This is a genomic window from Bdellovibrio sp. HCB2-146, assembly GCF_047345725.1.
In the GTDB taxonomy this organism is placed as follows: Bacteria; Bdellovibrionota; Bdellovibrionia; order Bdellovibrionales; family Bdellovibrionaceae; genus Bdellovibrio.
In genome coordinates this window covers 598,609-621,399 of record NZ_JBLEQP010000001.1, presented here as the reverse complement: position 1 = coordinate 621,399, position 22,791 = coordinate 598,609, and the positions used below count along the sequence as shown (strand labels likewise).

Below are 22,791 nucleotides of genomic sequence, written 5' to 3'. Positions count from 1 at the left end.
AATCTTTAATAAGTTATTCGACAAAAACGATGAGGTAAATGTGAGCTGGCTTAACTATCACCATCTTCAGTATTTCTATGTGATTGCGACAGAAGGCAGTATCGCCAAAGCGGCGGAAAAGCTCCGTGTAGGACAGCCGTCCCTTAGCACGCAGTTAAAACAACTTGAAGAGAGCATTGGCCAAGAGCTTTTTGAACGCAAGAAGCAGCGTCTATTTTTGACCGAGGCAGGAAAAGTGGCTTACGAGTATGCCGATCAGGTGTTCCGTTTAGGGAATGAAATGGTAGAGGCGTTGTCGGATCGTTTGCAGAACAATCGTGTGCATTTTCAAATCGGAGCGCTTGATAGTGTGCCGAAGCATATCACACGCGAAGTGCTTTTGGCGGCCTACAAGGCGGGCAATTGCATGGTTTCGGTTCTTGAAGGCAAAGGGGAAGAACTCTTCCGGGAATTGACGGCGCACAAGATGGATCTGCTTGTTTCAAACTATACACCGTCGGTGGATTATCAAAAACTCTATGCACGTTCGATCGGCAAGCTGGATGTCGTCGTCTGTGGTTCAGAAAAATTCAAACAACTTAAAAGGAACTTTCCGGCGTCGTTGGAAGGCCAACCGTTTGTGATGCCAACGACTCACAGTAAGCTGCGCCGAGATCTGGATCATTTCTTTACAGTGAATAAACTGCGAGTGGATGTTGTTGCAGAAACTCAAGATTCAAGTTTGCAACTTCTTTTAGGGCAAGAAGGAGTGGGGCTGATCCCAGTAGCTCGTCACGCGGTGAACGAATTAGTTAAAGAAAAGAAGATCCAAATTATCGGAGACTTGCCAGGAGTGAAGGAAGAAATCTGGCTGACATCTGCTAGCCGCCGGATTGAAAATCCTATTGCGGCTAGCTTGATGAAGAACTTCAAGATCGAGGATTAATCTTGGTTTTTGTAGCAGTCCAATTGAGCTTTCACATCTGAAACAACAGGGCCAGCTACTGTTTCTTCTTTAGTTGTGAAAGAAACTTGTGACCAGCACACTTCAACAAGGTCTGATTTTTCCATGCGTTGGAAAGTGTAACGAATAGTTCCAGCTTCAGTGTTGACTGTCGCGCCAGCAAAAGAGAAAAGGCCCAATTCTGCGGAAGAAACTTTTTTAACTTCAGCGATGATTTTGTTCAAGTTGACAAAGTAGTTTTGAGTGCCAGCGCCAGAAGCCATGAACATATTGCTGTTCACGCCAATAACGGCTGCATGAGCGGAAAAATTGATAAGGGAAGCAACGGCAAAAATAGCGGCTTTCATAAAAATCCTTTCGTAGGGGGTGCGCCCTTTATAAAGAAATCGCACTGCAATATCAATACGCCTCTGTCAGGATTTTCTTAAGATTTGGTTGGAATTAGGACTTAAATGGCCTCCAAAGCAGGTTTGGAGGCTAAATGTTGCTTATTTGCAAAGGGCCGCAGAGATATGAATCGCCATTTTCGCTTCGGTCGCGACTTCTTCAGAGCCCGTGCTTAAGCGAATATCGCGCATCATCGAATCGCATTTTGCTTTATTGAGACCTGTGGTCTCGATCATATTCACATAGCCACTGAACTCGGTGATGCTTGCGTATTCCTCATCCTCTTCGGGAGTATTTGGTATCGGCATTGTGTTCAAAAGCTCAAAAAGATCGTTTTTAAATTCTTCAACTTTTTGAGTTCGTTGTCCTGGTGACATCTGCGGAAGCAACTCAACCAAAGCACGAGTTTTTTCATGCACGACAACATCTTTAAAAGCAGACGCTTGGAAAAATACTGAAAAGGTTGCAAGAGCCACGATTAATTGACGCATGAGCCGCCTCCGACATTGGTTTCGACTTTGTTAAGTAAATTTGTAATAGCAGGGAAGTATTTTGAAGTTTCCGTGCGGCGAGCATTGCTTCTGTTCGCGCGCGCCGGGAAGCGCTTCATATATTGTTGAAGTTGATCAATAAATTTATCAGCATTGGTCACTTTTTTATTTCTATATTCCGTATTCAGCAAAGTCATCGCTGGTGTCCATGTTCCTGCAGGGCCTGTATTGTGAGACCAAACCATCATCGCACGTTTCACTCGTTGCATGTCATATTTAGATAAATTAAATTTTTGCGCGTATTTTTTCTGATTAAAGACAGAACGGTCCATCGCATTTTTAGACCATTTCAAATAAGCGTAAGTATAAACCATATTCAAAAGTGGATTTCCTTTGCTGATCGAAACGCGATCACAAGAGTTGCTCTTAGCTGAACGCATGGGTTGTGCGCTGTCGAGGAACTCGTGAGAGATTTGACGGCAAACAGGATCTGCGTGGCCTTCTAAAGCAAAGCGTACTTTTTTCATTTCCGTATTGTTCGAATCAATAATCGCATCAGCAGTTAACTGACCGATGCCACCAGCACCAGTTCCGCTCATAGCATTGACGTGGAAACCAGATTCGATATTGATCATAGCGTATGCTGCGCGCACATCGAGCTTTTGTTCTTCTAGTGATTCGCCCGGACCCATATAGTCCATCATGCACGAGCTCACGATATCAAAGCTGTTGGTCACAAGTTTAAAGTAGTTTTCAGAGATACATGGACGGATCGCACGGCTCATTCCACCGTTTGCGTTACATTGACGGAAGGTACTGCTTGTCGGGCTGAACTTTGCTTCCATGCTCATGCGCATACAAGCAGGTTTAATAATCGCAGCTGGATTAAGATCTGCTTTCAGGATGCGACCTAAGAGCGAATTCTTTTTTGTTAAAGCTGTCATTTCATTTTCAAGATAACCATTTTGACGATTGCACTGCATGTATTTCATTTCGCGAATGCTATTGCAGACCGAATCATCACAGCGGTTTTCAGCCATATTGTGATATTCCATCAGCGTTGCGGGGCGATTGCCCTTTTCAATACGATCTAAAGAATAAATAATGGACGGCGCGGGTTGAGAAATATCGTCTTCCACCACGGTCGCCGGGACTTGGGGGAGTGTTTTAGGGTCTTCGCCTGGAATTCGGAAAGGTACAGAGAAAGAAGCATCATCAGATGTTGAAGAGAACTGACCTTCTTCAAAAAGATTTGATCCGCCACAGCCCCATACGAATATGAAGCAGCTATTTAATAATAGTAGTTTTAGATAGTCGTGTTTGTTGACCTTCATGGCATAGCTCCTTCTTCTCGTAAAACTAAAGAGCAAGAGGTCTGCCAATTGAACCTTCCTATTATTAGGTACTTAGAGGAGGAGGGGTGTCTCGCTCTGAGACACATGTCTTTTGTGCAAAAGAACGTCACTGTCGTGGATAACTTTTGAACAGGACTCTCTCTTTGTCTCGTTATCCAAAGTTCATTTATTCCGATCAGTGAACGGATAAGGAGCGAGCAATGAAAAAATCAGTTTTAGTCAGCCTTTGCTTGGCTGCGATCACAGCCTGTCAATCGCCTACAAAACCCACTCCCGAGGCAACCACTTTCCGTAAGCCTGCTAGTGCAGACGAGCTTATCGAGGGGAGCCGTAAAGTTTTAGCGGACCTTAGCAATCCGCAAATTTTTAATCCTGGAACTTGTGCGACTTTCGTGAATGGCTTGACGGATTATCTTTATAGATTGCCTGCTGATCATTTCGTTCCTAAAACGCCCCAGGAAATTGAAAAATTCAAAGCTGAAGGTGTGCAAATCGTCGATACGATTTTCCAAATTCGTGTGACTTTGCGTGAGCGCATGCAGGAATTTGATTCTCGCAATGAATTGCCTGCGGCATGTATTCAAAAAGTTCGCGAGGGTATTCAGTATGCCCGCTATGCTGAAGAATACGTTTTAGAATGGCTCTACCAAAACAAGGTTCTTGAATTCGTGGAAAAACCAATTCTGACGAACGAAAAACCAAACACATGGACCAACAGTCGTTTTGCAGGTTTCACCCTTAAAACCGGTGATGCGATGTTGATTCGTGGTAAGTCCCATGTTTCCGCGATGATCGCGCGAATCGGGGATGAAGAAGGAAACTTCTCGCACTTGGCGATCATTGGAGAAAACTCCAAAGGTGAAAAATACGTGGTTGAATCTTTGATTCAAAAAGGCGTTATCGTAACTCCATTGGAGAAATGGCGACAAGATAAAGATGCGCGTGTCGCTCTTTATCGTCAGCCAGATGAAGAGTTGGGTCGCAAAGCGGGTCGTAAAATTTATGAAATAGCAAAAGCAGCTTTGGATAAAGGCGCAGCAATTCGTTATGATTTTGCGATGAACGATGATGATTACTCAGCACTTTTTTGTTCTGAAGTGATCCGCATGGCCTACGATAAAGCAACCGATGGTCAGTATATTATTCCAAAGTACCGCAGTGGTGCGACAAAGTTTAAAGGCACTGACTATCTTAAGAGCCTCGGCGTTCTGAAGGACAGCTTGTTTGCGCCTTACGATATGGAAGTCGATCCACGTTTCGATTTCGTAGCGGAATTCCGTTATTATCCATTGCTCCGTCAAGTGCGCATGCAAGATGCAGTTTTGCAAAGTGTATATGATTGGATGATTCAAAAGAAATACAAATACACAGCAAGTCTTGGTCAAACGAGCAAGGCGTACTTAGCAAAATTCCTTCGTCAGTTCGGTGTCCTTGAAGACACTCTTCCGAAGTACATGCCAATGAATAGCATTAAAACAAATGTGCAATTCGAAGCTGTGGCAAAAGTTCTAGAAAAGAACATCTATGAAAAAGAGCAGATCTTCTATAAAGAAAAAGGCTATCTGCCAACGTTTACAGATATGCTAGCATTCAACGAGGATTTCCGTCGTTTCGATTGCAAACGTTACGAAGCGTATGAAGAGTTAAAACGCAAACATCTGCCGTTTATGCCACCGCCGCGTGACCTGTCTCAGATCCACTGGTTCTTCTCTCCAGAAGGCTCTTGCTCAAAATAGAGGTACGGGACAAGCTCTGCGACCGTACTTTTTTGGCGTGCGCTGCAATAAAAAAAGGCTCATTGGAAAACCAATGAGCCTTTTTGTTTTTACATTCGGATGATTAAACAGATCTCATGCAGACTTGCCATTGCTTCAATCCCATTTGGAATTCGAGTTTGGCAATTTCGATTTCACGCTTTAGCTCAGCTAATTTTAAATCGTAAGCTTCACGCATTTCTTCGCGTTTACGGGCCGCATCGACTTTGAATTGCTCGTAGTCTTCGCGCAATTTCTTCATCTTATTTTGTGCTTCGAGGATTTTCTCTCTCATCGCTTGCAGTTTTTCTTCTGCAAAACCATGTTTCGACAACACAGCTGCTTCCGCTTGCAAACGAGCTTTCAAGATCTCGACGTTTGAAATCTGGCGCAGTTTAGAAGCCAATCCCATAAAGTTCAGCGTGCGGATCACCCATTTCGTTGGATCCCACTGATACCACTTGATACCGTTGCGATAGTCGATTTGGAATTTGTGATGGAAGTTATGGTAGCCTTCACCGTGAGTAAGAACCGCAACAAACCAAGAGTCGCGAGCTGAAATCTCTTTCGAGTAAGTTTGCTTACCCAAAGTGTGGCAAAGAGAGTTCACAAAGAATGTACTTTGTTGAGTGAGGAAAATGCGAAGTCCGCCACCAATCACAAGGCCGCCAAGAGCCGAACCCATCGCCCAACCAATAAGCATTGGAACGATAAAGCCTGTGAAGATCGCAAGAGGCATGTAGTAGTTATGTTGGAACTGCACCATCCAGTCTTTTTGCAAATCAGGAGCTTGGATTTTTTGGTCGACAGAGTCTTTAAAGAACATCCATCCCATGTGCGCGTACCAGAAACCTTCGTTGATATTGTAAGGATCTTTTTCGCCATCAATATGCGTGTGATGGCGACGGTGATCTGAAGACCATTTCAAAGCTGAACCTTGGAATGCAGAAGCACCGACCAAAAGGAAAATAGCTTTGGCGATTGGATGGGCATCGTAGCTTTTATGCGAAAACAAACGGTGATAGCCCGCTGTGATGCTTAAGTTCGTAGCAGCTGCAAACACCAATGCGAAAAGCGCGATGTCCCACTGAAAGCCATAATAGTAAAAGTAAATAGGGGCTAGAATGAATGTCACCAGTGGATTCAGAGTCAGAAAAAGAGCGACTGGCCATTCGATACGTTTTTTAGTCATTTGAGAGCTCCTCTTAGGAAAAAGTCTATCAGAGGGACCCTCGTTTCGATACATAATTAAGTGAAGCGGGGTTCCAGATCTGCACAGCAGATTTTGCTCTCAAAATAAGACCTAAGTCTCAGGCAATTTGTGAAGGAATTTGATAATTTAATCACATGCTCATCGATATTGTACGGCCCGAAGCTTGGGACGAATTGAACGACGAAGTGCGAACTGTACTTGCATTGACGCCCAAGTTAAAAGCGCGCGTTTTTTCCGGATTGGGACAGGCCGTCTTTGAAATTGCTCAAGGAACTGCGCAATTTATGGCGCATAAAAAAGCAATTGGCGTCATACGCGGACAAACTCCTGTTTTTGAAAGTTTGCTTCCTTACTACTACAAAGAAACTTATGAAGTGAATTCTATTTCTCATTTGGCTCTTACCAACGTGAAAGAGTGGGTGGAAAATCTCAAGAAGGACACAAACTTTGTGTTATTCGCAGATGATCATCCGGTCACTGGTGAAGTCTATCCATGGGTGGATGAGCTGGATAAACTCCTTAACGAAAAAAGAATTTATTCCCTTCGTGTTTCGCACTCCAAACACTTTCATGACAAAGAAGAACTCCGCCCGTACACGGTTCGTATTTGCTCTTTTGCTCCAGATCTTGCGATCGCCATTTTAGGCGAAAGATTTCGCTCCCCATCGCTTGCGGCATTCACGCAAGCTTGGAATAAAGATCAGATCATTCGTCGTCTGCAAGAGTGTCTGGAAAAGCAACCTACCAATGAAGCCTTGGTGCGCTCTTTTGAATCCGAAATTGAAAAAAGTGTCCCGACTTACTTCACAAAAAATGAAAGCCGCCTTTTTGATCGGGCCGTTGTGCTCCTTCCAGATGTCAGCGCTGAAGCCGTGTCGCAAGTTCTTTTCAAGAAACTGAATTGGACACCCTCGCAAGGTTGGAACCACCTGGAAAGTACGAACCAATGCCATTGGTCGTCGGGGATGAAGACCTTTAAGAACTGGTGGGAACCTTCTCCGAGTTTGGAAAATCTACGAGGTCTTTTGATTATAGGTGTGGGCGCCCTTCAGACAAGAGATTTTGCGAGTCACTTGATTGCTTCTTATGAAGAAGTCAAAAAAATGCAAACGTGGACAGTTTAACTATCGATTGCATTCGCAAGAACTCACGCCAATAGATTTCAACGTACAATTTGCAGTCTGCACTAAAAGCGTTGTGGCTTCATACTTTTCAATTTTTTTCATAGCATAGTATTTTTTGGGAATGGTTCCTTCGATTAGGACTTCGTGATCCGTACGAGCGTGACGAAGACCATTAAAGATATAGCTATAAGACTTGTAGTCCTGTTCAGAAATACCTTCAAAAATTTCAGGATAATAAAAGCGAAGGGCGTTGACGCCGTTCCAGAAAAACGTGTCACATTCTTTGGCGGGACGCTTTTCAATGCGAACCATTTTGTAGTAAGCGCGTAGGTGTTTTTCTAAATCGCGATGAAAGGCCGTAACTTTGCCTTTATTTTTTCTGGAAAGACCCAGGATGGCATCCATTTCGGATTGGAGACTCTCGGTGATACTTTCCGTCGAGTGAACTTTTGTGTTGCGAAGTTGTCCTGTTGAGATGTCCTTTTGCAAAGTATCGAGGTCTACGGTGATTTTATGTCCGCCGTGATAGTAGTTGTCTAGAGAGGGCAATGTTGAAAACGAAGTGAATTGCGAATTGTCTTTTAATTGCCGTTGGCGTGAGCGTGCGATGTGATCCACGATCGTGATCTTTCCATGGATGTTAGCTGGATAAAGTGCACCGGTACGAAAATCGATATGAGATTTTTTGTTGTCGCCATTGCGGCTGATCCAATTGTTGGGCCGAGAGTCGACGCGGTAAAGTTCCGCAGCCTCAGTCGTCGCCATCACGAGCAATCCCCAAGCAAACAAAGTTACTGTTAGAAAATTAATTTTCATGGGGCCTCCTCTCATTTTGAGACTGTTTCGTCGCGCGTATTCAGGGAAATTAACTAGCAATTTCTTTGCCACAAACGTCAAACGTGCTAGATTCGGTCCAGTGAGCGAAGGTAAAGACAAGTTTATCATTTTAAGAAAAATCAAATACTCCGAAGCGGACTTGATTATTCATGCTCTTTCTCCAAAGGGCGAGAAGCTGGCCTTTATCGCCCGTGGTGCTTTGAAAAGCAAAAAGCGTTTTGGCGGTGGGATTTTAGAGCCTTCTCACTTCGTGACGTTTTCGTACAAGATCGCAAACGAACAGGGTAAACTGCATACACTCAACGAAGCAACGCTCATTAATGATTTCCCAGGTATTCGCAATGACTACGATCACCTTGAACTTGCGTTACAAGTTTTAGATTGTGTCGCCAAGGTCAGCCAAGAGGGCGATCAGAACTCAGAATTTTTGTTCAATCTTTTAGGTCATACTCTTAAGGCAATCGAAACAGCAAAAGATCCGCTCGTTTTAAAAATGCATTTCTATTTAAAGTTCATGCTCCAACAGGGTGTCATCAATGCCGAACCATGGATGGCGCCATTCCTAAGAGCAAATATTTCAGAGACAAACTCGCTGATCAATCACCGCCAACTTGTCGACGAAGAACTCCATAACGTCGAAGCCATGATCAGACACTACATCGCCAACGCCTCAATGCTTTAAAGGTTCCTGGTACCTATTCCAGTCCACAACGCGTTATTTTTTTCGAGGACCTTCACCAAGGGGGTGAAGCTTCTCCATAGTACGAGCCAATTGATCAATTCCTAAGTGCGTGTATTTTTCAGTCGCGGTGAGACTCTCGTGCCCCAGGAGTTCTTGCAGCGTGCGCAGATTCGCACCACTCGATAATAAATGAGTCGCAAAGCTGTGGCGAAGGGCATGTGGATGCAGTGGTTTTAAAAGGCCCGAACGAATACCACTCTGACGAACCATCTCGTAAGCTGTTCGCGAGTTCAAGGCGCTTTCCCCAAAAACATATTTTGTGAATGGCGTTTGTTTTTGCCACTCTTTTAAAGCTTCCATCGCAAGGGGAGGCAAAGAAACGACTCGTTCCTTAGATCCCTTTCCGATCACTCGCAACACTCGCTGAGACATTTGTACTTGTGACCACTGCAGTTCACAGGCTTCGCTTACCCGCAGACCACCGCCATATAATAAGAGAAATAAAGTCTTCTCTTTCAGCAGAGATTCTTTCGCCTCATCAAACGATTTCAAAACGGCAAGCGCCTCATCGACACTTAAAAAGTGGGGAAGCTTCTTTGGGACCTTCGGACAGATCACTTGAATAGAGAGATCCTTCTCTAAGAGGCCTTCTTGAAAGGCCCAGGAAAAGAAACTCTTTAAAGTAGCGGCTTTTCGGTTCCGGGAGGCTAGGGACAAACCCGCCCATCTTTGGAAGGCTCCGCGGACCGCAGCCATTAAATCGGCCTCCGAAAAAGCTTTTACGGGAAATTCCGAGTCTTTTTCGACTTCGAAAGCCTGGCGCAAATCGAGGGTATAATGACGTAAAGTCAGGGGGGAGGCTGATTGAATTAACTCCATATATTTCATGTACTTAGATATGGATTCTCGGAGCTTTAATGCCGTTGCCATAGCTTTGTAATCCTTACACGGTTTCCCGTGACCCTAAAAAAAATTTAACGCCATGCAAAAATTAACTGGAAAAAGTACAGGACCTTGGTTATAACTCAATGCGTCGACGCGGTGTATCAGGTTGAGATAATCATTCTGATACAGCCGCGAACCCTTTTTTAAAAAGAACGTATAGCCGAAAGGTGGAGCCCCCATGAACGATAATAACGTGAATCCTGTCCTTCCCTCTTCTCAGAATGCTAACCAAGTGATGTGGAACACAAACCAAACTTCTAAAGTGGTAGAAAACAAGACTATCGTCTACCAATCTGAAGTTATGGGTACGTTGATGAAGATGATCGAAAGAGTCGCTCCATCAAATGCAAACATTCTTGTTCTTGGTGAATCTGGTACGGGTAAAGAATTGATCGCTCGCCAAATCCACGAGCGTTCAAACCGTAAAAACAAACCTTTCGTAGCAATCAACTGCGGTGCTCTTCGTGAGACGTTGCTTGAGTCAGAACTTTTCGGACACGAGAAGGGTTCTTTCACTGGCGCTTACAACCGCAAAATCGGTTTGGCTGAAGCTGCTTCTGGTGGTTCTTTGTTCCTTGATGAAATCGGTGAGTTGGATCCAGCGATCCAAGCTAAACTTCTTCGTTTCATCCAAGAAGGTGAGATCTATCGCGTTGGCGGTAAAGAGCCAATCAAAGTTGATATCCGTTTGATCTGTGCGACAAACCGTGAATTGGATCAAGAAGTGACTCGCGGTCAATTCCGTGAAGACCTTTTCTATCGTATTAACACAATCGTCGTAAGTGCTCCACCACTCCGTCGTCGTAAAGAAGACATCCCAGTGTTGGTGAACCACTTCTTGAACAACTCTCAACACGCTTACTTGAACCGTGGTCGTACGGTTTCTGAAGACGCGATGAAGTCACTTGTTCGTTATGATTGGCCAGGTAATATCCGTGAATTGCAAAACGTGTGTGAGCGTCTTCAGATCTTGTCTGAAGGTCACATGATCATGATCAACGACATCCCTGAGAACATCCGCAACCCGGAAACTCAAGTCGATGTTATTGAATACGATCCAACTATGACTCTTCACGATCTTGAAAAACGTTATATCCTAAAAGCTCTTGCACACTTCGGTGGAAACAAAACGCAAGCTGCTAACAACTTGGGTATCACGATCAAGACTCTTTATAACAAACTCCATGAGTACGGTGAGTTTGAAAAGTTCGCGGTTCACTCTAAACCGATGAAGTAATTTTAGTTTCTGTAACAGGGTCTTATGTGGTTCTCTCTCTCCCCACATAAGGCCCTTTCTTTTCTGAGGCTGACCATGAAAACCTTGTTTGGAACATTGATCGCGATCTTGATGTTAGGAACTAGCTCTGCTTTTGCGGGTGGTTCACTGATGTCGACGGAAGACTGTCGCGACACTCTCTATACTCAAGGTGGCGCTCGTACTTGGAATGATGCTACAGCTATCTGTAAACAGCGCAGTGACGAACAGTTCGTCAATTGCGTGACTTGGAACTACCAAGACTCTTATCAATCTCACTCTTTTGAGTCTGCCGTAGCCGTTTGCCGCGTTCGCGTGCCAGGCGGGGGCAGCGTTGAATCTTGCCAATTGAACTTGGTTCGTAAGGCCGGAATTCCATTTAATCTTTCCGGTCGTGCATGTGTCGAAGGCCGCGCGTCTTCACTTCTTTCTTGCGTGCAGAACTTGGATAAAAATCTCGACTTCAATCCACAACGTGCCGCTCAACTTTGTGAGTGGACAACAGATCGCTCTTTGTATGCTTGCGCAGAACGCAACTATCGCAAAGGAAATATCTCAAACGAAAACGCGATCCAACTTTGCTATCGCCAATACAATAACGATGAGTTGACTGCAAACGGTGAAAATAAGCGCGAAATCGAAGCCGCTCGCCAAGAAGCGCGTCGTCGCCAACTTGAAGAGCAACGCCGTCGTCAGGTAGAAGAACTGCGTCGCCAGGAAGAACAACGTCGTCAGCAGTACGAAGCGGAACAACGCCGCCAAGCCGAGCAACGTCGTCAAGAAGAGCGCCGTCAAGAAGAACAACGTCGCCAACAAAATCCTCCACCAGCTCCGCCACCACCAGTTCGCACAACGCCAACTGCTCCGACGAAGCCAGCGCCAGCTAAGCCAGCGCCGGTAACACCTGTAAAACCAAGTGTTCCTGCGCAGCCAGCTAAGCCAACAGTGCCGGCAACTCCAGCGAAGCCTGCAACTCCAAGCAAGCCTGTGCAAGAGCCTGCGAAACCGGTGAAACCAGTTGAACCAGCGAAACCTGCTCCGGCGAAACCAGCAGAGCCCGTGGTTGTAAATCCTGATCAACCGGTAAAACAAACTGAGCCGACTCAGCCATCACAACCGCAACCGACAACAGGTCAGTGTGCGGATGGTTCAAACGATTGCGATGGCGTGATCGTCGATTTACCAAATCTCTAGGAGACCTGCAATGAGAGGTCGGATGTTGTTTCTTTCATTTCTTCCATTCCTGCTTGTCAGTGCATTTGCTTTCACGGCAAATGCGCAATCGTCTTCGCAAGAGATACTCAAAGATTTTACGTCCGACGGTTGCAGCATGAGTCCTGATGGTTGGATCATTGGCCAAACTCATTATGTACAGTGCTGCGTTGAACATGATGTGGCTTATTGGCGCGGTGGCACTCGCCAAGAAAAATTGACGGCGGACCTTGAGCTCAAACAATGCATCAAAGAAAAAAGCAATTCAGTTGTGGCAGAAATTTATTATCGTGGAGTTCGCGTTGGCGGAGTTGAGAGCCTCCCGACCAACTTCCATTGGGGCTACGGTTGGACGAAGCGCCGCAACTACCGTGCTTTGTCTGAACAAGAGCAACAAATGGTTGATGAAAAGCTCTCTCAAGTTGACTGGCAAGCTCTCTATAGATCACTCGGAATAGACGTGCCTTAAATAAGGCGCACCGCTTTCGTCACGGAATCGGTGTTGTGATAAAGTCCAAAACCAAATCTTAAACGAGTTCCGCGAGAATCAACCAAAAGCCCGCGGCTCTTAAAGTCCTTCACCATATTTTGTGTGATTTCGACGGATGGTATTTCAAAAGTTAAAAAATGCCCGTGATTGCTTAAATCCTCACAGATTAAAGTTCTGTCGTTGAGCAAAGCATTGTTCTTCTTCTTAAGCGCCATCATAAAAGTCTTTTGATTTTGTTGAATCCAGGCATGGATTTTATCAACCGTGATGTTTTCTTTCTTAAACAGATCCAAAACAGCCGTCAGGCGATAAAGCGCTGAAAAATCCATAGTGCTTCCCGCATATTGAAGTGCATCGGGAGGATAGGGCACCTTGTTACCGACACTGGAAAGATGCGAAAGCTCCGCGAACCAACCCGTGTAAAACGGACGGTGGCGTACACTAGATGGAACATACAGAAAGCAGCAGCCTTCGCCACCTTGAGCGTATTTATAAGACCCCGCCAAATAAAACGCGCGCTCTTCAATCGACGACAAATCTGTAGGGACTGCCATAAACCCATGATACCCATCAATCACAAAGGTCGCTGAAGCAGGAGCATTCTTGACGAGCCGTTGAATATCAGCAACCAGACCAGAGTTGAAAAAGACATGGGATATAAATATCAAATCCCAGAGACCCTTTTTCATCTCACTCTCAAAGCGTTCATGAAAATCATGGAACGGCAAAGTCGGCACCTTTACGACTTCAAACTGCGAGAACTCATTCAGACGATTGATTTGACGGTCAAAAGAATAAAACTCAGAGTCCGTGGTCAAGATACGAACGGGTTTGTTCCAATCAAGTGATGTTAAAAGGCGAAAAACAAATTCGTGCGTATTCGGTGCAAACACCAGCTGAGTCGGGGAGGAAAGTTTTAAAATCTCAGCGATCAAGTTTTGTGTGTGTGGAATTTTTTGTGAAAACAGGTATTCCCATTTGTTGTCGACATAACGGCAAGAATCATCCCAATAGTGCAGGTGAGCGTCGCGAGTTACATCTGGCCAGTAGTGATGGCTGTGACTGGCAAAGTGAAGTTCTTCAGAGTGAGCCGCTAAAAATCGGGAATAAAGTTTTTGATACATCCCTCGATGATAATAAAAAAGGGAGCTTTGTCAGCTCCCTTTTTACTTGTGCCTCGCGGCTCAAGAGTGATTCGAATTTGAATCAGAGACTAGAAGTAACCTTCGTCGTCGCCGAAGTCTTCATCGTCTTCGTCATCTTCATCGTCGTCATCACTGCCACCTTTATCTTGTGGCTCGTCTTCATTGTCTTCATCTTCCATGTCTTCGAAGCCGCCTTCATCAGACTCTTCTTCGTCAGACCATTCATCAGATCCAGCTGAAGTTTCGTCTTCGATATCAACCATGCTATCCAATTCTGCTTCGTCGTCGAAATCAGACGCAGCTTCTTCGAATGAAGGTTTGATTACTTCTGCTGCAACTGGAGCAACTGCTGCTGCTTTCGTTGTTTTTTCAGCTTTAGGAGCTTTGGCTGCTTTTGGAGCCGCGGCTTTCTTCGCTGCAGGTTTTTTAGCGGCTTTTTTGGGAGCGGCTTTTTTAGCTGCTGCCTTTTTTACCGTCGCCTTTTTAGCAGGTTTAGCTGCTTTTTTAGTCGCGGCTTTCTTGGCAGGCTTCGCTGCTTTTTTCGCAACTTTTTTAGTTACTTTTTTTGCAGCTTTCTTAGCTGCAGGTTTTTTTGCTGCTGGTTTCTTAGCTGCTTTTTTCGCAGGTTTTGCTTTTTTCTTTGCCATGATTTGCTCCCTAAAATGTCCTGGTTCAAAATTTACGCTTTCATAGACTAGCAGATTTAAAAAAGCTGGCAAATCAAAATGGAATTTCTCATTCAGAGGTCGTGATGCTTCGCTCTTGTCATCTTCATCAACGCTGTAACGTTTCCGTTATTCTTATGTAGGATTTTTGTAAGGGAGCCTCGACCGCAAAGGAGAAGCGGGTAGGAGTGTATCATAACTATTGGTAAATACTTGTAAAAAACAAAAAGCCCAGGATTTCTCCTGGGCTTCGATAATCTCTTAAGAACCCGAAGATTTTATCTCCGGGCTATAGACTCTTACAATTAACCGATTAGTTTCAAAGCCAATTGGTTAGTTTGGTTAGCTTGAGCCAATGTTGAAGTACCTGCTTGCAACAAGATGTTGTTACGAGTCATCTCAGAAGAAGCCTGAGCTACGTCTGTATCACGGATACGGCTGTTAGCTGCAGACAAGTTCTCTTGAGCAACACCCAAGTTATCAACTGTCGACGTCAAACGATTTTGAAGAGCACCAAGGTTAGCGCGAGTACCAGATACTGAAGTTTGAGCAGCATCTAGAAGACCAAGAGCATCTTGAGCACCTTCTTTAGAAGAGTAGTCAATACCAGACAATCCCAAAGCGTCCAAAGTCGCAACGTTTTCGCCAGCGTTGAAAGAGATACGATCTTCTTCAGCGTTATTGAAGATACCTACTTGGAAATCGAAGCTTGGTGATGAACCATCCAACAATTTCGTAGTACCCCAAGTTGTAACCGCAGAGATACGTTGAATCTCAGATTTCAACTGTTGAACCTCTTTATTCAACATGCCACGCTCTGTTTCACCAACAGTGTCAGAAGCAGCTTGGATTCCCAACTCACGAAGACGAACTACGATGTTTCCGATTTCGTTCAAGCCACCCTCAGCAGTTTGAACCATTGAGATACCGTCGTTCGCATTTCTTTGAGCTTGAGCAGCAGAACGGATCTGAGCTTTCAAGCCTTCAGAGATCGCAAGACCGGCAGCATCGTCAGCCGCTTTATTGATACGGCTACCAGAAGCCAATTTCGCCATTGAGTCGTTGATCAAACGTTGAGAACCTACTAGGTTTCTTTGTGCATTGATCGCGCCGATGTTTGTAGTTACTCTCATTCCCATTTTAAATTCCTCCGTTAATTTTTATTTTTCATATTCATTACCTTCCTTGATTTGTTTTTGTTGGCATTTGCAGAACCTACTTCTGCTTTGCCGGCACCGACATCCGAGTCTGTGCTTTAATGGCCTTTGTATTTAGAAAACCTTACTCGGCGAAAAGTGTGCTTTGTTGGAACCATTCCTTAAAGCAACTCGCGCTGAGCGCTGAACAATCTGTTGTTCTTTTTATGTCATCCTTGAAGGCCCTCCTTTCGGGTTATCTACAAAGAGAGTGACCGCTCTCTTTGACTCCTTCTGAGTACATTCGTGTTAGGCTATTGATCGGGATTTGAGACGATGTCTTGACAGGACATGAGGCTGGATTTGTCAGATTTAAACAATACTGGCCCAAGGGCAGAACTCACTCTCTGGACGAAGAGAGGACCTGCATCAGAAATACACAATACTTTCAGAGGGAAAAACGTCGATTTCTCGACTGAAGAAGGGTCAATTTCTTGATCTACCAGGCGGCTGGCGCCCTAGGTCGGGACTAAAAAAAATTAATCGATTTCTAAGAAACGGCAAAAGGCCATGTTCCCCGAGAGCTCATATTGATGAGTCTGCACAGCTTTCAAGTGATGTTGGGGATTGTAGCCGAGTGTGCAGACAACTTTTTCTCCATCAAAGTGGGAGCAGTCTTCACAGGAAAAACGGGTGTCATACTTCATATAATCGCGGGCGTTGACAGTCTCTTTTCGAATAGAGGCATGGAGGCGCGGGGCCGACTTTTCTTTCGATTTTGGATTAACAATTCCAGCCATTATTTTCAGGTCCTTAGATTGACAATTACGGAATAAGACTCATCCTTTAAATCAGAAGGAGAGTTTATGGGCAACGATATTGAAAAAATGACGCGAAAAAGCCAAGAGGCCATGCAGGCCGCGGCTCGTCTAGCAGAACGTAAAAACAATCCCTCTGTCGAACCCGAACATTTGCTGACCGAACTTCTCCAGCAATCAGAGGGGATCATCCCTCGCATTTTTGACAAACTTCAGGTCAATCAGGCTCAGTTTCTAGCTGACCTGCGAACACGTATTGATAAATTCCCTCAGGTGACGGGTGGAGGCCAAAAGCTTTTCGCCAGCCCGCGCTTGGAAAAGATCTTTAGTGGCGCCGACAAAGAAGCGGCCGAAATGGGTGATGCCTATATCTCGACTGAACACTTTGTATTGGCGATGCTTCAAGCGGGCGACTCTGAGCTTAATACGCTTTTTAAAAAGAACAAAATTAACCTGGATGCTTTTAAAGCATCTTTGACAGAAATGCGTGGCAGTCAACGAGTGACAGACGACGAACCGGAAAATAAATATGAAGTTTTAAACAAGTATGCTCGTGATCTGACGGCACTTGCGGCCGAAGGCAAACTTGACCCGGTAGTAGGACGTGACGAAGAAATTCGCCGTGTGGTCCAGGTCTTGTCACGTCGTACGAAAAACAATCCGGTCCTTATCGGGGAGCCGGGAGTTGGCAAGACAGCCATTGCCGAGGGTTTGGCATTAAGAATTATCAAACAAGACGTGCCTGATAATTTGATTGGCAAAAAATTAATGTCATTAGATATGGGTGCGTTGATTGCTGGTGCGAAATACCGTGGTGAGTTTGAGGACCGCTTAAAAGCTGTCATCAAAGAAGTCACTTCCAGCTCGGGCCAAATCATTTTGTTCATCGACGAGATCCATACCTTGGTGGGTGCTGGAAAATCCGAAGGTGCGATGGATGCTGGACAATTGTTAAAACCCGCTCTCGCGCGTGGAGAATTGCGCTGTATCGGTGCAACTACTTTGGATGAGTATCGCAAGTACATCGAAAAGGATGCGGCTCTTGAACGTCGTTTCCAAACTGTGATGGTCGAAGAGCCAAGTGTCGACGATGCGATCACGATTTTGCGGGGTCTTAAAGAAAAATACGAAGTTCATCATGGTATTCGTATCACAGACTCAGCTCTGGTCTCGGCTGTGAAGCTGTCACATCGCTATATCACCAATCGCTTCTTGCCAGATAAGGCCATCGACTTAATCGATGAGGCAGCAAGTAAGCTTGGGATCGAGACACGCTCAGTGCCGGAAGAAATCGATAAAATTGAGCGCGAACTGATGCAGCTTCGGATCGAAAAAGAAGCTTTGAAAAAAGAAAAAGACGAAGGTGCAAAAGATCGACTTACGGTGATTGAAAAAGAACTTTCGGAGCTGAACGCCAAAAATCAACTTTTGCGTGAGCAATGGGAATTTGAAAAAGGCGGGATTGAGCAAATTAAAAAACTCAAAGCCGACATTGAAGATTTGAAGATCGCAGTTGCCAGAGCTGAACGCGAAGGTGACTTAGGCAAGGCTGCCGAATTGAAATACGGCAAACTTCCTGAAACGGAAAAGAAACTTAAAAATCTTGAAGAGCGCAGCAAGGAGCAGCAAAAAGCTTCTGAGTCGCGCATGTTAAAAGAAGAAGTCGGCCCTGAAGACGTCGCCGAAGTTGTGGCGAAGTGGACAGGTATTCCGGTTGCAAAAATGCTTGAGAGCGAAACACAAAAACTTTTGCAAATGGAAGACGAACTAAAAAAACGCGTTGTCGGACAAGATCATGCATTGACGATTGTGGCTGATGCGATTCGCCGCGCCCGTGCGGAGATCTCAGATCCCAACCGTCCGATCGGCACGTTTATGTTTTTGGGACCAACCGGCGTTGGTAAAACAGAAACAGTGAAGGCCTTGGCAGAATTCCTATTCGATGATGAGCAAGCCGTTGTTCGCATCGACATGAGTGAATATATGGAAAAGCACGCGGTCTCTCGTTTGGTCGGTGCGCCTCCGGGCTATGTCGGTTATGAAGAGGGTGGGCAGTTAACGGAAGCTGTTCGTCGTCGTCCCTACAGCGTTGTGCTCTTGGATGAAGTCGAAAAAGCACATCCGGATGTGTTCAATATTTTATTGCAGGTCTTAGATGATGGTCGCTTGACTGATGGACAAGGTCGCACAGTGGATTTTAAAAACACGGTGTTGATCATGACCTCCAACGTCGGCTCGCAATCGATCTTGGATCCAAGCATGTCGGATGAGAAAAAGCAGGCGGCGGTAACGTCGGCTTTGCGTGATCACTTCCGACCTGAGTTCTTAAACCGTATTGATGAAGTCGTGATCTTCCATTCTTTAGGCGAGAAACAAATTGCCGGAATCGTGAAGGTCCAGCTTGATCTCGTGAAAGAGCGCTTGAAAGCTAAAAAGATTCAGATCGACTTCGACGAGAAGTCCATCGAATTGCTGGCTAAAAAAGGCTACGATCCGATCTACGGAGCGAGACCGTTGAAACGAGTCATTCAGACTGAACTTCTCAATCCGCTCTCTAAAGAGATCATTGGCGGCAAAGTGAAGTCCGGTGATGTGGTGAAAGTCAGTGCGGCTGACGGGCATCTCACTTTCTAACAGGACCTTCTAAAAGTGAGACTCCCTTAACAAGGGAGTCTCATAATTCCTCGTACTATACTGTCTCTGTACTTGTAATTTGTGTTCGAAGAATGAACGGGAGATAGTGACTAAGGTGACAAAATTCTTAGTTGTCTCATTCTTACTCTTCGGAAGTTTGACCGCGCAAGCGCAAGCCCAGGACATTCTGACCATTCACTATGCCCTTCGACCTCCTTATGTCGTGTCCACTCCCGAAAAGACTATTGGTGGACTCGTTGGCGGGCCCATCATCCGCGCTTTGGAAAAAGCGAAAATTCGTTATCGTCTGCAACAAACTCCAACCAGTCGACAAATTGTTTTGGTTAAAAATAATCAGGGCACTGATTGTGCAGTCGGCTGGTTTAAAAATGAAGAGCGAGAACAGTTCGGGCAGTTTTCAGACGCGATTTATACAGGCGGAAAAATGGTTCTTATCGCCAACAAAAAAGCATCTTTGAATTTAATCGAAGACTTTTCAAAGATCGTTCACGAGAGATCACTGCGATTACTTGTGAAAGATTTGTATTCGTATGGTCCCTATATCGACGCCGAAATCAATCGCCGCACACAAATGAGAGTCGACCGCAGGGTCGCAGAAGCAGATGCGATGGTTAAAATGGTAGCGGCAGGCCGAGCTGACATGATGTTAGCCTCAGAAGAAGAGGCGGCCCTTTTGTTTGGAAATCCGGGAACGGCGCCTTTGCAAATCGTTCGTCTGTCTGACGTTAAAAACGGCGAGAAGCGCTATTTGTTGTGCACTCGTAAGGTCCCCGAGGTTTGGTTGACCGAATTTAATGCCGCACTTGGGAAATAACAGTCGTCCTTGCCACTTCCTTTTCATTTAAAAATTCTTTGCCTTGAGCACTTGCGTTTCCTGATCCTCAGGACTATCAGAGGGGACTCATTGAGGAGGTCCCATGCTTTCATTTCTTCTTGCTGCAACAATGGCTCAGGCCGCTAATCTTAAGGTGAACTGCACGATCACGGAAGGTGGTAAGGAAACTAAAGTGACAAACGTACAACACGTTATCACAGACGATCCCCACGCTGCGATCACGCATTTTGAAACAGCTTACACGACAGGTTTTGTTTCAAATCAAAAAGGCTACACTGTTGTGAACTTTGTTTTGAAAGATTCAAAACAAGTGATCAGTTTTTATGGTGATGCTCTTCATGGCCGCGCTTCAGGCGGGACATTTTACGTTGATGGCAGCTTGTCTTCATACGTAACCACAGAGTGCTTGATCCAGTTCTAATTTTATATGGGGTCTAGAGGAAAACTTCTGGACCCGCTCTTGTCATTCTGTTGACGGGCTTTGTCTTCGCAATTCAAAATTAGAGCATGAAAAAAATCATTCTCGCTCTTTCAATCACATGGTTGTCTTCCGTTTCATTCGCGCAATCCAAGCCGACATTCACCTATGATGTTTCCGGTTCGTCTGGCACATACAACGACAGATCGTACACAGAAATCCACTTAGGACTGAACTGGAACATGACGGAGTGGTTCAACTGGCGTAACTCCGTGTTCACGCAGTTCGGTTCGGACCTCAACACGGTTTGGGGTTTGGATACGACAGGCTTATTTAGAACCGAGTTCTATACTCAAGGGCGCGATTTAGGAATTGAGTTTTTTGCCGGTCCTGGTTTGCGTTTAGCGAACGAAAAATCAAGTGCGGCCTTGGGAACAGCTGGTATCACTCTAGCTCTGGGCGGTCTTCGTATCGGGGGCGGCGCTACGTACTTGAACTATTTCGAAACTCGCCAAGATAAGCTTGATCAAGATCTTCCTAAAGATGAAGTTCAATACTTTATCACGCTCTCAGGCGGAGGCAGTTTCTAGCCTGAAAGTTTAAGAAAGAGTCGAAGTTTTCGACAGCTCCCACGCTAGCTAAAGGTCTAGTCTAGTTCCTCCGTAAGAGTGCCTGAAGCTTACGAAGGAGTTTCTTGTGGGCGTGAAGGACGTGACGAAAATTTTATTACTCTGCACGGGGGCGTTGCTCACGATGGGCAACCAAAAGTGCGAACAAAAAAGAAGTCTTAAAAAGATCATTCAGATGGATGGCATCACTTCTCGCCAAGTGCTTTTGCCCGGCGGTGGCAGCTTTGATTTTCAAGCTGTCGCCAATCAACAAATCTATGCAGTATTGTCAGAGAGCGAAGATTTCACTTTTCGCTATCTTCCTCCCGTGGTCGTACCGCCGGAGGGAGCGCGTCTCGCGGCTGTTGATCCACTCGCGAATTTAACAGATTCGGATCAGGTGGCGATGAAAGTCTTCGCCAGCCCCGAACCTGTGTACGAAGAAACCGCTTGGTGTATGGTGAATTTGCCGCAAGCGAAAATCTCAGGAGCGGTGAACTCTTTCGAACTCATCGGTGGCGGAGGAGCGACAATTGGTTACAACCCTGCTGGAGATCATTTGCCGAATGGATTGGCTTCAGTTGGATTTAACGTTGAATTTGCGCAAATGGATTTTTCAATGCGCGCTCTTCGCCCACTCACCGAAAAAGTTTTAGCGGCGACGAACGTGACTTCGAAACAGACGAAAACTCGCGTGAATGCGAGTATTAATATCGGCGAATTCGCAGTGGGCCCGTCGGCTTACTATCAAACTCCGCTGGCCAAAGTCACAAAAAATGCCCTGACCAAGGCCGTAAAAAATTTAGCGGAACAGCTCAAAAACGAAGAATGGTCGACCCGGGTTTTATCCAGCCAAGACACGCATCTGGTGGTCGTTGGGGGCCGGGATGTGGGTTTAGAAGAAGGCGACCAACTGCTGGTTTACAACGAGCAGTATTATTGGGAAGGCGAACCCTGTAACTCCCGTTATCTTGGAGGCGGCGCATCTGCGGGCTCAGCTGTGGCTAAAATCGAGATCGAGTGGGTGGGCGATGAGATTTCCCGGGGGCGGGTGATCGAACATACAGCGAACGATGCTGTTATTGGAGCCAAAGTGAAGCTCTTTAAGTTTCACGACCCCAAATACCAGGGGCAAAACCCCGGCGTAAAGCCCTAATTTCCGGGCACCTTTTCTTGCCAATTTTCCTCTAAAAGTGTAGGGTCTCGAGCAATCGAGGCCCTATATGTTTTCAGGTATTGTCGAATCTGTTCAGCCCATCGTTCATTCTCAGGAACTTCCGAATGCTTATCGCATTCAAATCACGAAGCCTGAGGAATTCAATGACCTCAAACTTGGTGACAGCGTTGCGTGCGACGGCGTCTGCTTAACTGTGGAAGCGTTCGATAATAAAACCATCACCTTTGCTCTGGCGGCTGAAACCATCCGTGTTTTGGAATGGAAGCCCGAGAAATTTCTTGGCAAAAAAGTAAACTTGGAACGCTCCCTGCGTTTTGGTGATCGCATTCATGGTCATCTCGTCACAGGCCACGTGGACAGTTTGGGTGAAGTCACTCGTTCTGACTTGCAAGGTGAGTCTTTGTTTTTAGATGTGAAGGTTGCTGATTCTATTTTGCCGTATGTATGGAAAAAGGGCAGCGTCACGCTTAACGGTGTGAGCCTCACGGTGAATGAACTGAATGGTTCCACAGTGTCTGTTTGTTTGATTCCTGAAACAATCAAGCGTACCAACTTGGCTTTATTGAAAGTTGGTGATCGCATCAATGTCGAGCCAGATTACATGGCTCGCGCCATCCAACGTTCGCTGGAAGTAAGAAAGGACTAA

The 22,791-nt window shown here is 45.5% G+C and carries 23 protein-coding genes; 13 read left to right on the top strand and 10 right to left on the bottom strand.

Annotation, left to right across the window (positions count from 1 at the left end):
* Positions 1-40: 40 nt before the first annotated feature.
* Positions 41-925 (top strand): LysR family transcriptional regulator, encoded by an 885-nt coding sequence (locus ACLWOR_RS03100; protein ID WP_413939202.1) that lies wholly within the window; start codon positions 41-43, stop codon positions 923-925.
* Here ACLWOR_RS03100 and ACLWOR_RS03095 read toward each other — a convergent pair.
* The 3 genes from ACLWOR_RS03095 to ACLWOR_RS03085 all read right to left on the bottom strand — a co-directional run bounded on the left by ACLWOR_RS03095 (position 922) and on the right by ACLWOR_RS03085 (position 3,155).
* The gene (locus tag ACLWOR_RS03095; protein WP_413939201.1) at positions 922-1,290 is read right to left on the bottom strand and encodes a hypothetical protein; all 369 of its coding nucleotides are present in this window, start codon (positions 1,288-1,290) and stop codon (positions 922-924) included. The two genes, ACLWOR_RS03100 and ACLWOR_RS03095, sit on opposite strands and share 4 nt — an antisense overlap.
* Positions 1,291-1,431: 141 nt before the next feature.
* Positions 1,432-1,821: a hypothetical protein gene (locus ACLWOR_RS03090; RefSeq protein ID WP_413939200.1), complete on the bottom strand. Its 390-nt coding sequence runs from the start codon at positions 1,819-1,821 to the stop codon at positions 1,432-1,434.
* Positions 1,809-3,155 carry a hypothetical protein gene (locus tag ACLWOR_RS03085; RefSeq protein ID WP_413939199.1) on the bottom strand — a complete coding sequence of 449 codons (1,347 nt, stop codon included), beginning with the start codon at positions 3,153-3,155 and terminating at the stop codon, positions 1,809-1,811. The genes ACLWOR_RS03090 and ACLWOR_RS03085 overlap by 13 nt, the downstream gene beginning before the upstream one ends.
* Before the next feature lie 221 nt (positions 3,156-3,376).
* On the opposite strand from ACLWOR_RS03085, the gene ACLWOR_RS03080 reads away from it, so the two are divergent.
* Entirely contained in the window at positions 3,377-4,912 is a 1,536-nt protein-coding gene (locus ACLWOR_RS03080; protein WP_413939198.1) for a YiiX/YebB-like N1pC/P60 family cysteine hydrolase, read from the top strand.
* Positions 4,913-5,015: 103 nt separating this feature from the next.
* Here the strand turns inward: ACLWOR_RS03080 and ACLWOR_RS03075 are convergent, their stop codons facing one another.
* Positions 5,016-6,122 carry a fatty acid desaturase gene (locus ACLWOR_RS03075; protein ID WP_413939197.1) on the bottom strand — a complete coding sequence of 369 codons (1,107 nt, stop codon included), beginning with the start codon at positions 6,120-6,122 and terminating at the stop codon, positions 5,016-5,018.
* 155 nt (positions 6,123-6,277) lie between these two features.
* Between ACLWOR_RS03075 and ACLWOR_RS03070 the strand changes: the two genes are divergently transcribed.
* The gene (locus ACLWOR_RS03070) at positions 6,278-7,267 is read left to right on the top strand and encodes a hypothetical protein (protein ID WP_413939196.1); all 990 of its coding nucleotides are present in this window, start codon (positions 6,278-6,280) and stop codon (positions 7,265-7,267) included.
* On the opposite strand, the gene ACLWOR_RS03065 is transcribed toward ACLWOR_RS03070, so the two are convergent.
* Positions 7,268-8,083: a hypothetical protein gene (locus ACLWOR_RS03065; protein WP_413939195.1), complete on the bottom strand. Its 816-nt coding sequence runs from the start codon at positions 8,081-8,083 to the stop codon at positions 7,268-7,270.
* A 100-nt stretch (positions 8,084-8,183) separates the two neighbouring features.
* Here ACLWOR_RS03065 and recO point away from each other — a divergent pair, with 100 nt between their 5' ends.
* A complete protein-coding gene (gene recO, locus ACLWOR_RS03060) occupies positions 8,184-8,786 on the top strand; it encodes a DNA repair protein RecO (protein WP_413939194.1) in 603 nt (200 codons plus the stop codon).
* Between the two features lie 33 nt (positions 8,787-8,819).
* Here recO and ACLWOR_RS03055 read toward each other — a convergent pair whose 3' ends face one another.
* Entirely contained in the window at positions 8,820-9,716 is an 897-nt protein-coding gene (locus ACLWOR_RS03055; RefSeq protein WP_413939193.1) for a tyrosine-type recombinase/integrase, read from the bottom strand.
* A gap of 193 nt (positions 9,717-9,909) precedes the next feature.
* On the opposite strand from ACLWOR_RS03055, the gene ACLWOR_RS03050 reads away from it, so the two are divergent.
* From ACLWOR_RS03050 to ACLWOR_RS03040, 3 genes are all read left to right on the top strand, one after another.
* A complete protein-coding gene (locus ACLWOR_RS03050; RefSeq protein ID WP_413939192.1) occupies positions 9,910-10,968 on the top strand; it encodes a sigma-54 interaction domain-containing protein in 1,059 nt (352 codons plus the stop codon).
* A gap of 75 nt (positions 10,969-11,043) precedes the next feature.
* A complete protein-coding gene (locus tag ACLWOR_RS03045; protein ID WP_413939191.1) occupies positions 11,044-12,180 on the top strand; it encodes a hypothetical protein in 1,137 nt (378 codons plus the stop codon).
* A gap of 22 nt (positions 12,181-12,202) precedes the next feature.
* Positions 12,203-12,667, top strand: coding sequence for a helicase (locus tag ACLWOR_RS03040; RefSeq protein ID WP_413939190.1), 465 nt, complete (start codon positions 12,203-12,205; stop codon positions 12,665-12,667).
* On the opposite strand, the gene ACLWOR_RS03035 is transcribed toward ACLWOR_RS03040, so the two are convergent.
* The 4 genes from ACLWOR_RS03035 to ACLWOR_RS03020 form a co-directional block, all read right to left on the bottom strand.
* Complete coding sequence (locus ACLWOR_RS03035) at positions 12,664-13,812, bottom strand: aminotransferase class V-fold PLP-dependent enzyme (RefSeq protein WP_413939189.1); 1,149 nt, start codon at positions 13,810-13,812, stop codon at positions 12,664-12,666. The two genes, ACLWOR_RS03040 and ACLWOR_RS03035, sit on opposite strands and share 4 nt — an antisense overlap.
* Positions 13,813-13,901: 89 nt before the next feature.
* Positions 13,902-14,480, bottom strand: a complete 579-nt coding sequence (locus tag ACLWOR_RS03030; protein WP_413939188.1) for a hypothetical protein — start codon at positions 14,478-14,480, stop codon at positions 13,902-13,904.
* Between the two features lie 323 nt (positions 14,481-14,803).
* Positions 14,804-15,637 (bottom strand): flagellin, encoded by an 834-nt coding sequence (locus tag ACLWOR_RS03025; RefSeq protein ID WP_413939187.1) that lies wholly within the window; start codon positions 15,635-15,637, stop codon positions 14,804-14,806.
* A gap of 536 nt (positions 15,638-16,173) precedes the next feature.
* Positions 16,174-16,434 (bottom strand): hypothetical protein, encoded by a 261-nt coding sequence (locus tag ACLWOR_RS03020; protein ID WP_413939186.1) that lies wholly within the window; start codon positions 16,432-16,434, stop codon positions 16,174-16,176.
* 66 nt (positions 16,435-16,500) lie between these two features.
* On the opposite strand from ACLWOR_RS03020, the gene clpB reads away from it, so the two are divergent.
* From clpB to ACLWOR_RS02990, 6 genes are all read left to right on the top strand, one after another.
* Entirely contained in the window at positions 16,501-19,086 is a 2,586-nt protein-coding gene (gene clpB / locus ACLWOR_RS03015) for an ATP-dependent chaperone ClpB (protein WP_413939185.1), read from the top strand.
* Positions 19,087-19,201: 115 nt separating this feature from the next.
* Positions 19,202-19,921, top strand: a complete 720-nt coding sequence (locus ACLWOR_RS03010) for a substrate-binding periplasmic protein (RefSeq protein WP_413939184.1) — start codon at positions 19,202-19,204, stop codon at positions 19,919-19,921.
* Between the two features lie 103 nt (positions 19,922-20,024).
* Entirely contained in the window at positions 20,025-20,363 is a 339-nt protein-coding gene (locus ACLWOR_RS03005) for a hypothetical protein (protein WP_413939183.1), read from the top strand.
* Positions 20,364-20,449: 86 nt separating this feature from the next.
* On the top strand, positions 20,450-20,950 hold the full coding sequence (locus tag ACLWOR_RS03000; RefSeq protein WP_413939182.1) for a hypothetical protein: 501 nt from the start codon (positions 20,450-20,452) through the stop codon (positions 20,948-20,950).
* Between the two features lie 106 nt (positions 20,951-21,056).
* Positions 21,057-22,124, top strand: a complete 1,068-nt coding sequence (locus tag ACLWOR_RS02995; protein ID WP_413939181.1) for a hypothetical protein — start codon at positions 21,057-21,059, stop codon at positions 22,122-22,124.
* Positions 22,125-22,191: 67 nt separating this feature from the next.
* Positions 22,192-22,791 (top strand): riboflavin synthase, encoded by a 600-nt coding sequence (locus ACLWOR_RS02990; RefSeq protein WP_413939180.1) that lies wholly within the window; start codon positions 22,192-22,194, stop codon positions 22,789-22,791.

Excerpts from the sequence above, each read along its gene's own strand:
- ACLWOR_RS03040 (WP_413939190.1), top strand. The coding sequence starts at position 12,203 with ATGTTGTTTCTTTCATTTCTTCCATTCCTGCTTGTCAGTGCATTTGCT.
- ACLWOR_RS03025 (WP_413939187.1), bottom strand. The coding sequence starts at position 15,637 with ATGGGAATGAGAGTAACTACAAACATCGGCGCGATCAATGCACAAAGA.
- ACLWOR_RS03065 (WP_413939195.1), bottom strand. The coding sequence starts at position 8,083 with ATGAAAATTAATTTTCTAACAGTAACTTTGTTTGCTTGGGGATTGCTC.
- ACLWOR_RS03075 (WP_413939197.1), bottom strand. The coding sequence starts at position 6,122 with ATGACTAAAAAACGTATCGAATGGCCAGTCGCTCTTTTTCTGACTCTG.
- ACLWOR_RS03035 (WP_413939189.1), bottom strand. The coding sequence starts at position 13,812 with ATGTATCAAAAACTTTATTCCCGATTTTTAGCGGCTCACTCTGAAGAA.
- ACLWOR_RS03085 (WP_413939199.1), bottom strand. The coding sequence starts at position 3,155 with ATGAAGGTCAACAAACACGACTATCTAAAACTACTATTATTAAATAGC.
- clpB (WP_413939185.1), top strand. The coding sequence starts at position 16,501 with ATGGGCAACGATATTGAAAAAATGACGCGAAAAAGCCAAGAGGCCATG.
- ACLWOR_RS03050 (WP_413939192.1), top strand. The coding sequence starts at position 9,910 with ATGAACGATAATAACGTGAATCCTGTCCTTCCCTCTTCTCAGAATGCT.
- ACLWOR_RS03095 (WP_413939201.1), bottom strand. The coding sequence starts at position 1,290 with ATGAAAGCCGCTATTTTTGCCGTTGCTTCCCTTATCAATTTTTCCGCT.
- ACLWOR_RS03005 (WP_413939183.1), top strand. The coding sequence starts at position 20,025 with ATGCTTTCATTTCTTCTTGCTGCAACAATGGCTCAGGCCGCTAATCTT.
- ACLWOR_RS03045 (WP_413939191.1), top strand. The coding sequence starts at position 11,044 with ATGAAAACCTTGTTTGGAACATTGATCGCGATCTTGATGTTAGGAACT.
- ACLWOR_RS02990 (WP_413939180.1), top strand. The coding sequence starts at position 22,192 with ATGTTTTCAGGTATTGTCGAATCTGTTCAGCCCATCGTTCATTCTCAG.
- ACLWOR_RS03055 (WP_413939193.1), bottom strand. The coding sequence starts at position 9,716 with ATGGCAACGGCATTAAAGCTCCGAGAATCCATATCTAAGTACATGAAA.
- ACLWOR_RS03090 (WP_413939200.1), bottom strand. The coding sequence starts at position 1,821 with ATGCGTCAATTAATCGTGGCTCTTGCAACCTTTTCAGTATTTTTCCAA.
- ACLWOR_RS03070 (WP_413939196.1), top strand. The coding sequence starts at position 6,278 with ATGCTCATCGATATTGTACGGCCCGAAGCTTGGGACGAATTGAACGAC.
- ACLWOR_RS03080 (WP_413939198.1), top strand. The coding sequence starts at position 3,377 with ATGAAAAAATCAGTTTTAGTCAGCCTTTGCTTGGCTGCGATCACAGCC.
- ACLWOR_RS03020 (WP_413939186.1), bottom strand. The coding sequence starts at position 16,434 with ATGGCTGGAATTGTTAATCCAAAATCGAAAGAAAAGTCGGCCCCGCGC.
- ACLWOR_RS03000 (WP_413939182.1), top strand. The coding sequence starts at position 20,450 with ATGAAAAAAATCATTCTCGCTCTTTCAATCACATGGTTGTCTTCCGTT.
- ACLWOR_RS03030 (WP_413939188.1), bottom strand. The coding sequence starts at position 14,480 with ATGGCAAAGAAAAAAGCAAAACCTGCGAAAAAAGCAGCTAAGAAACCA.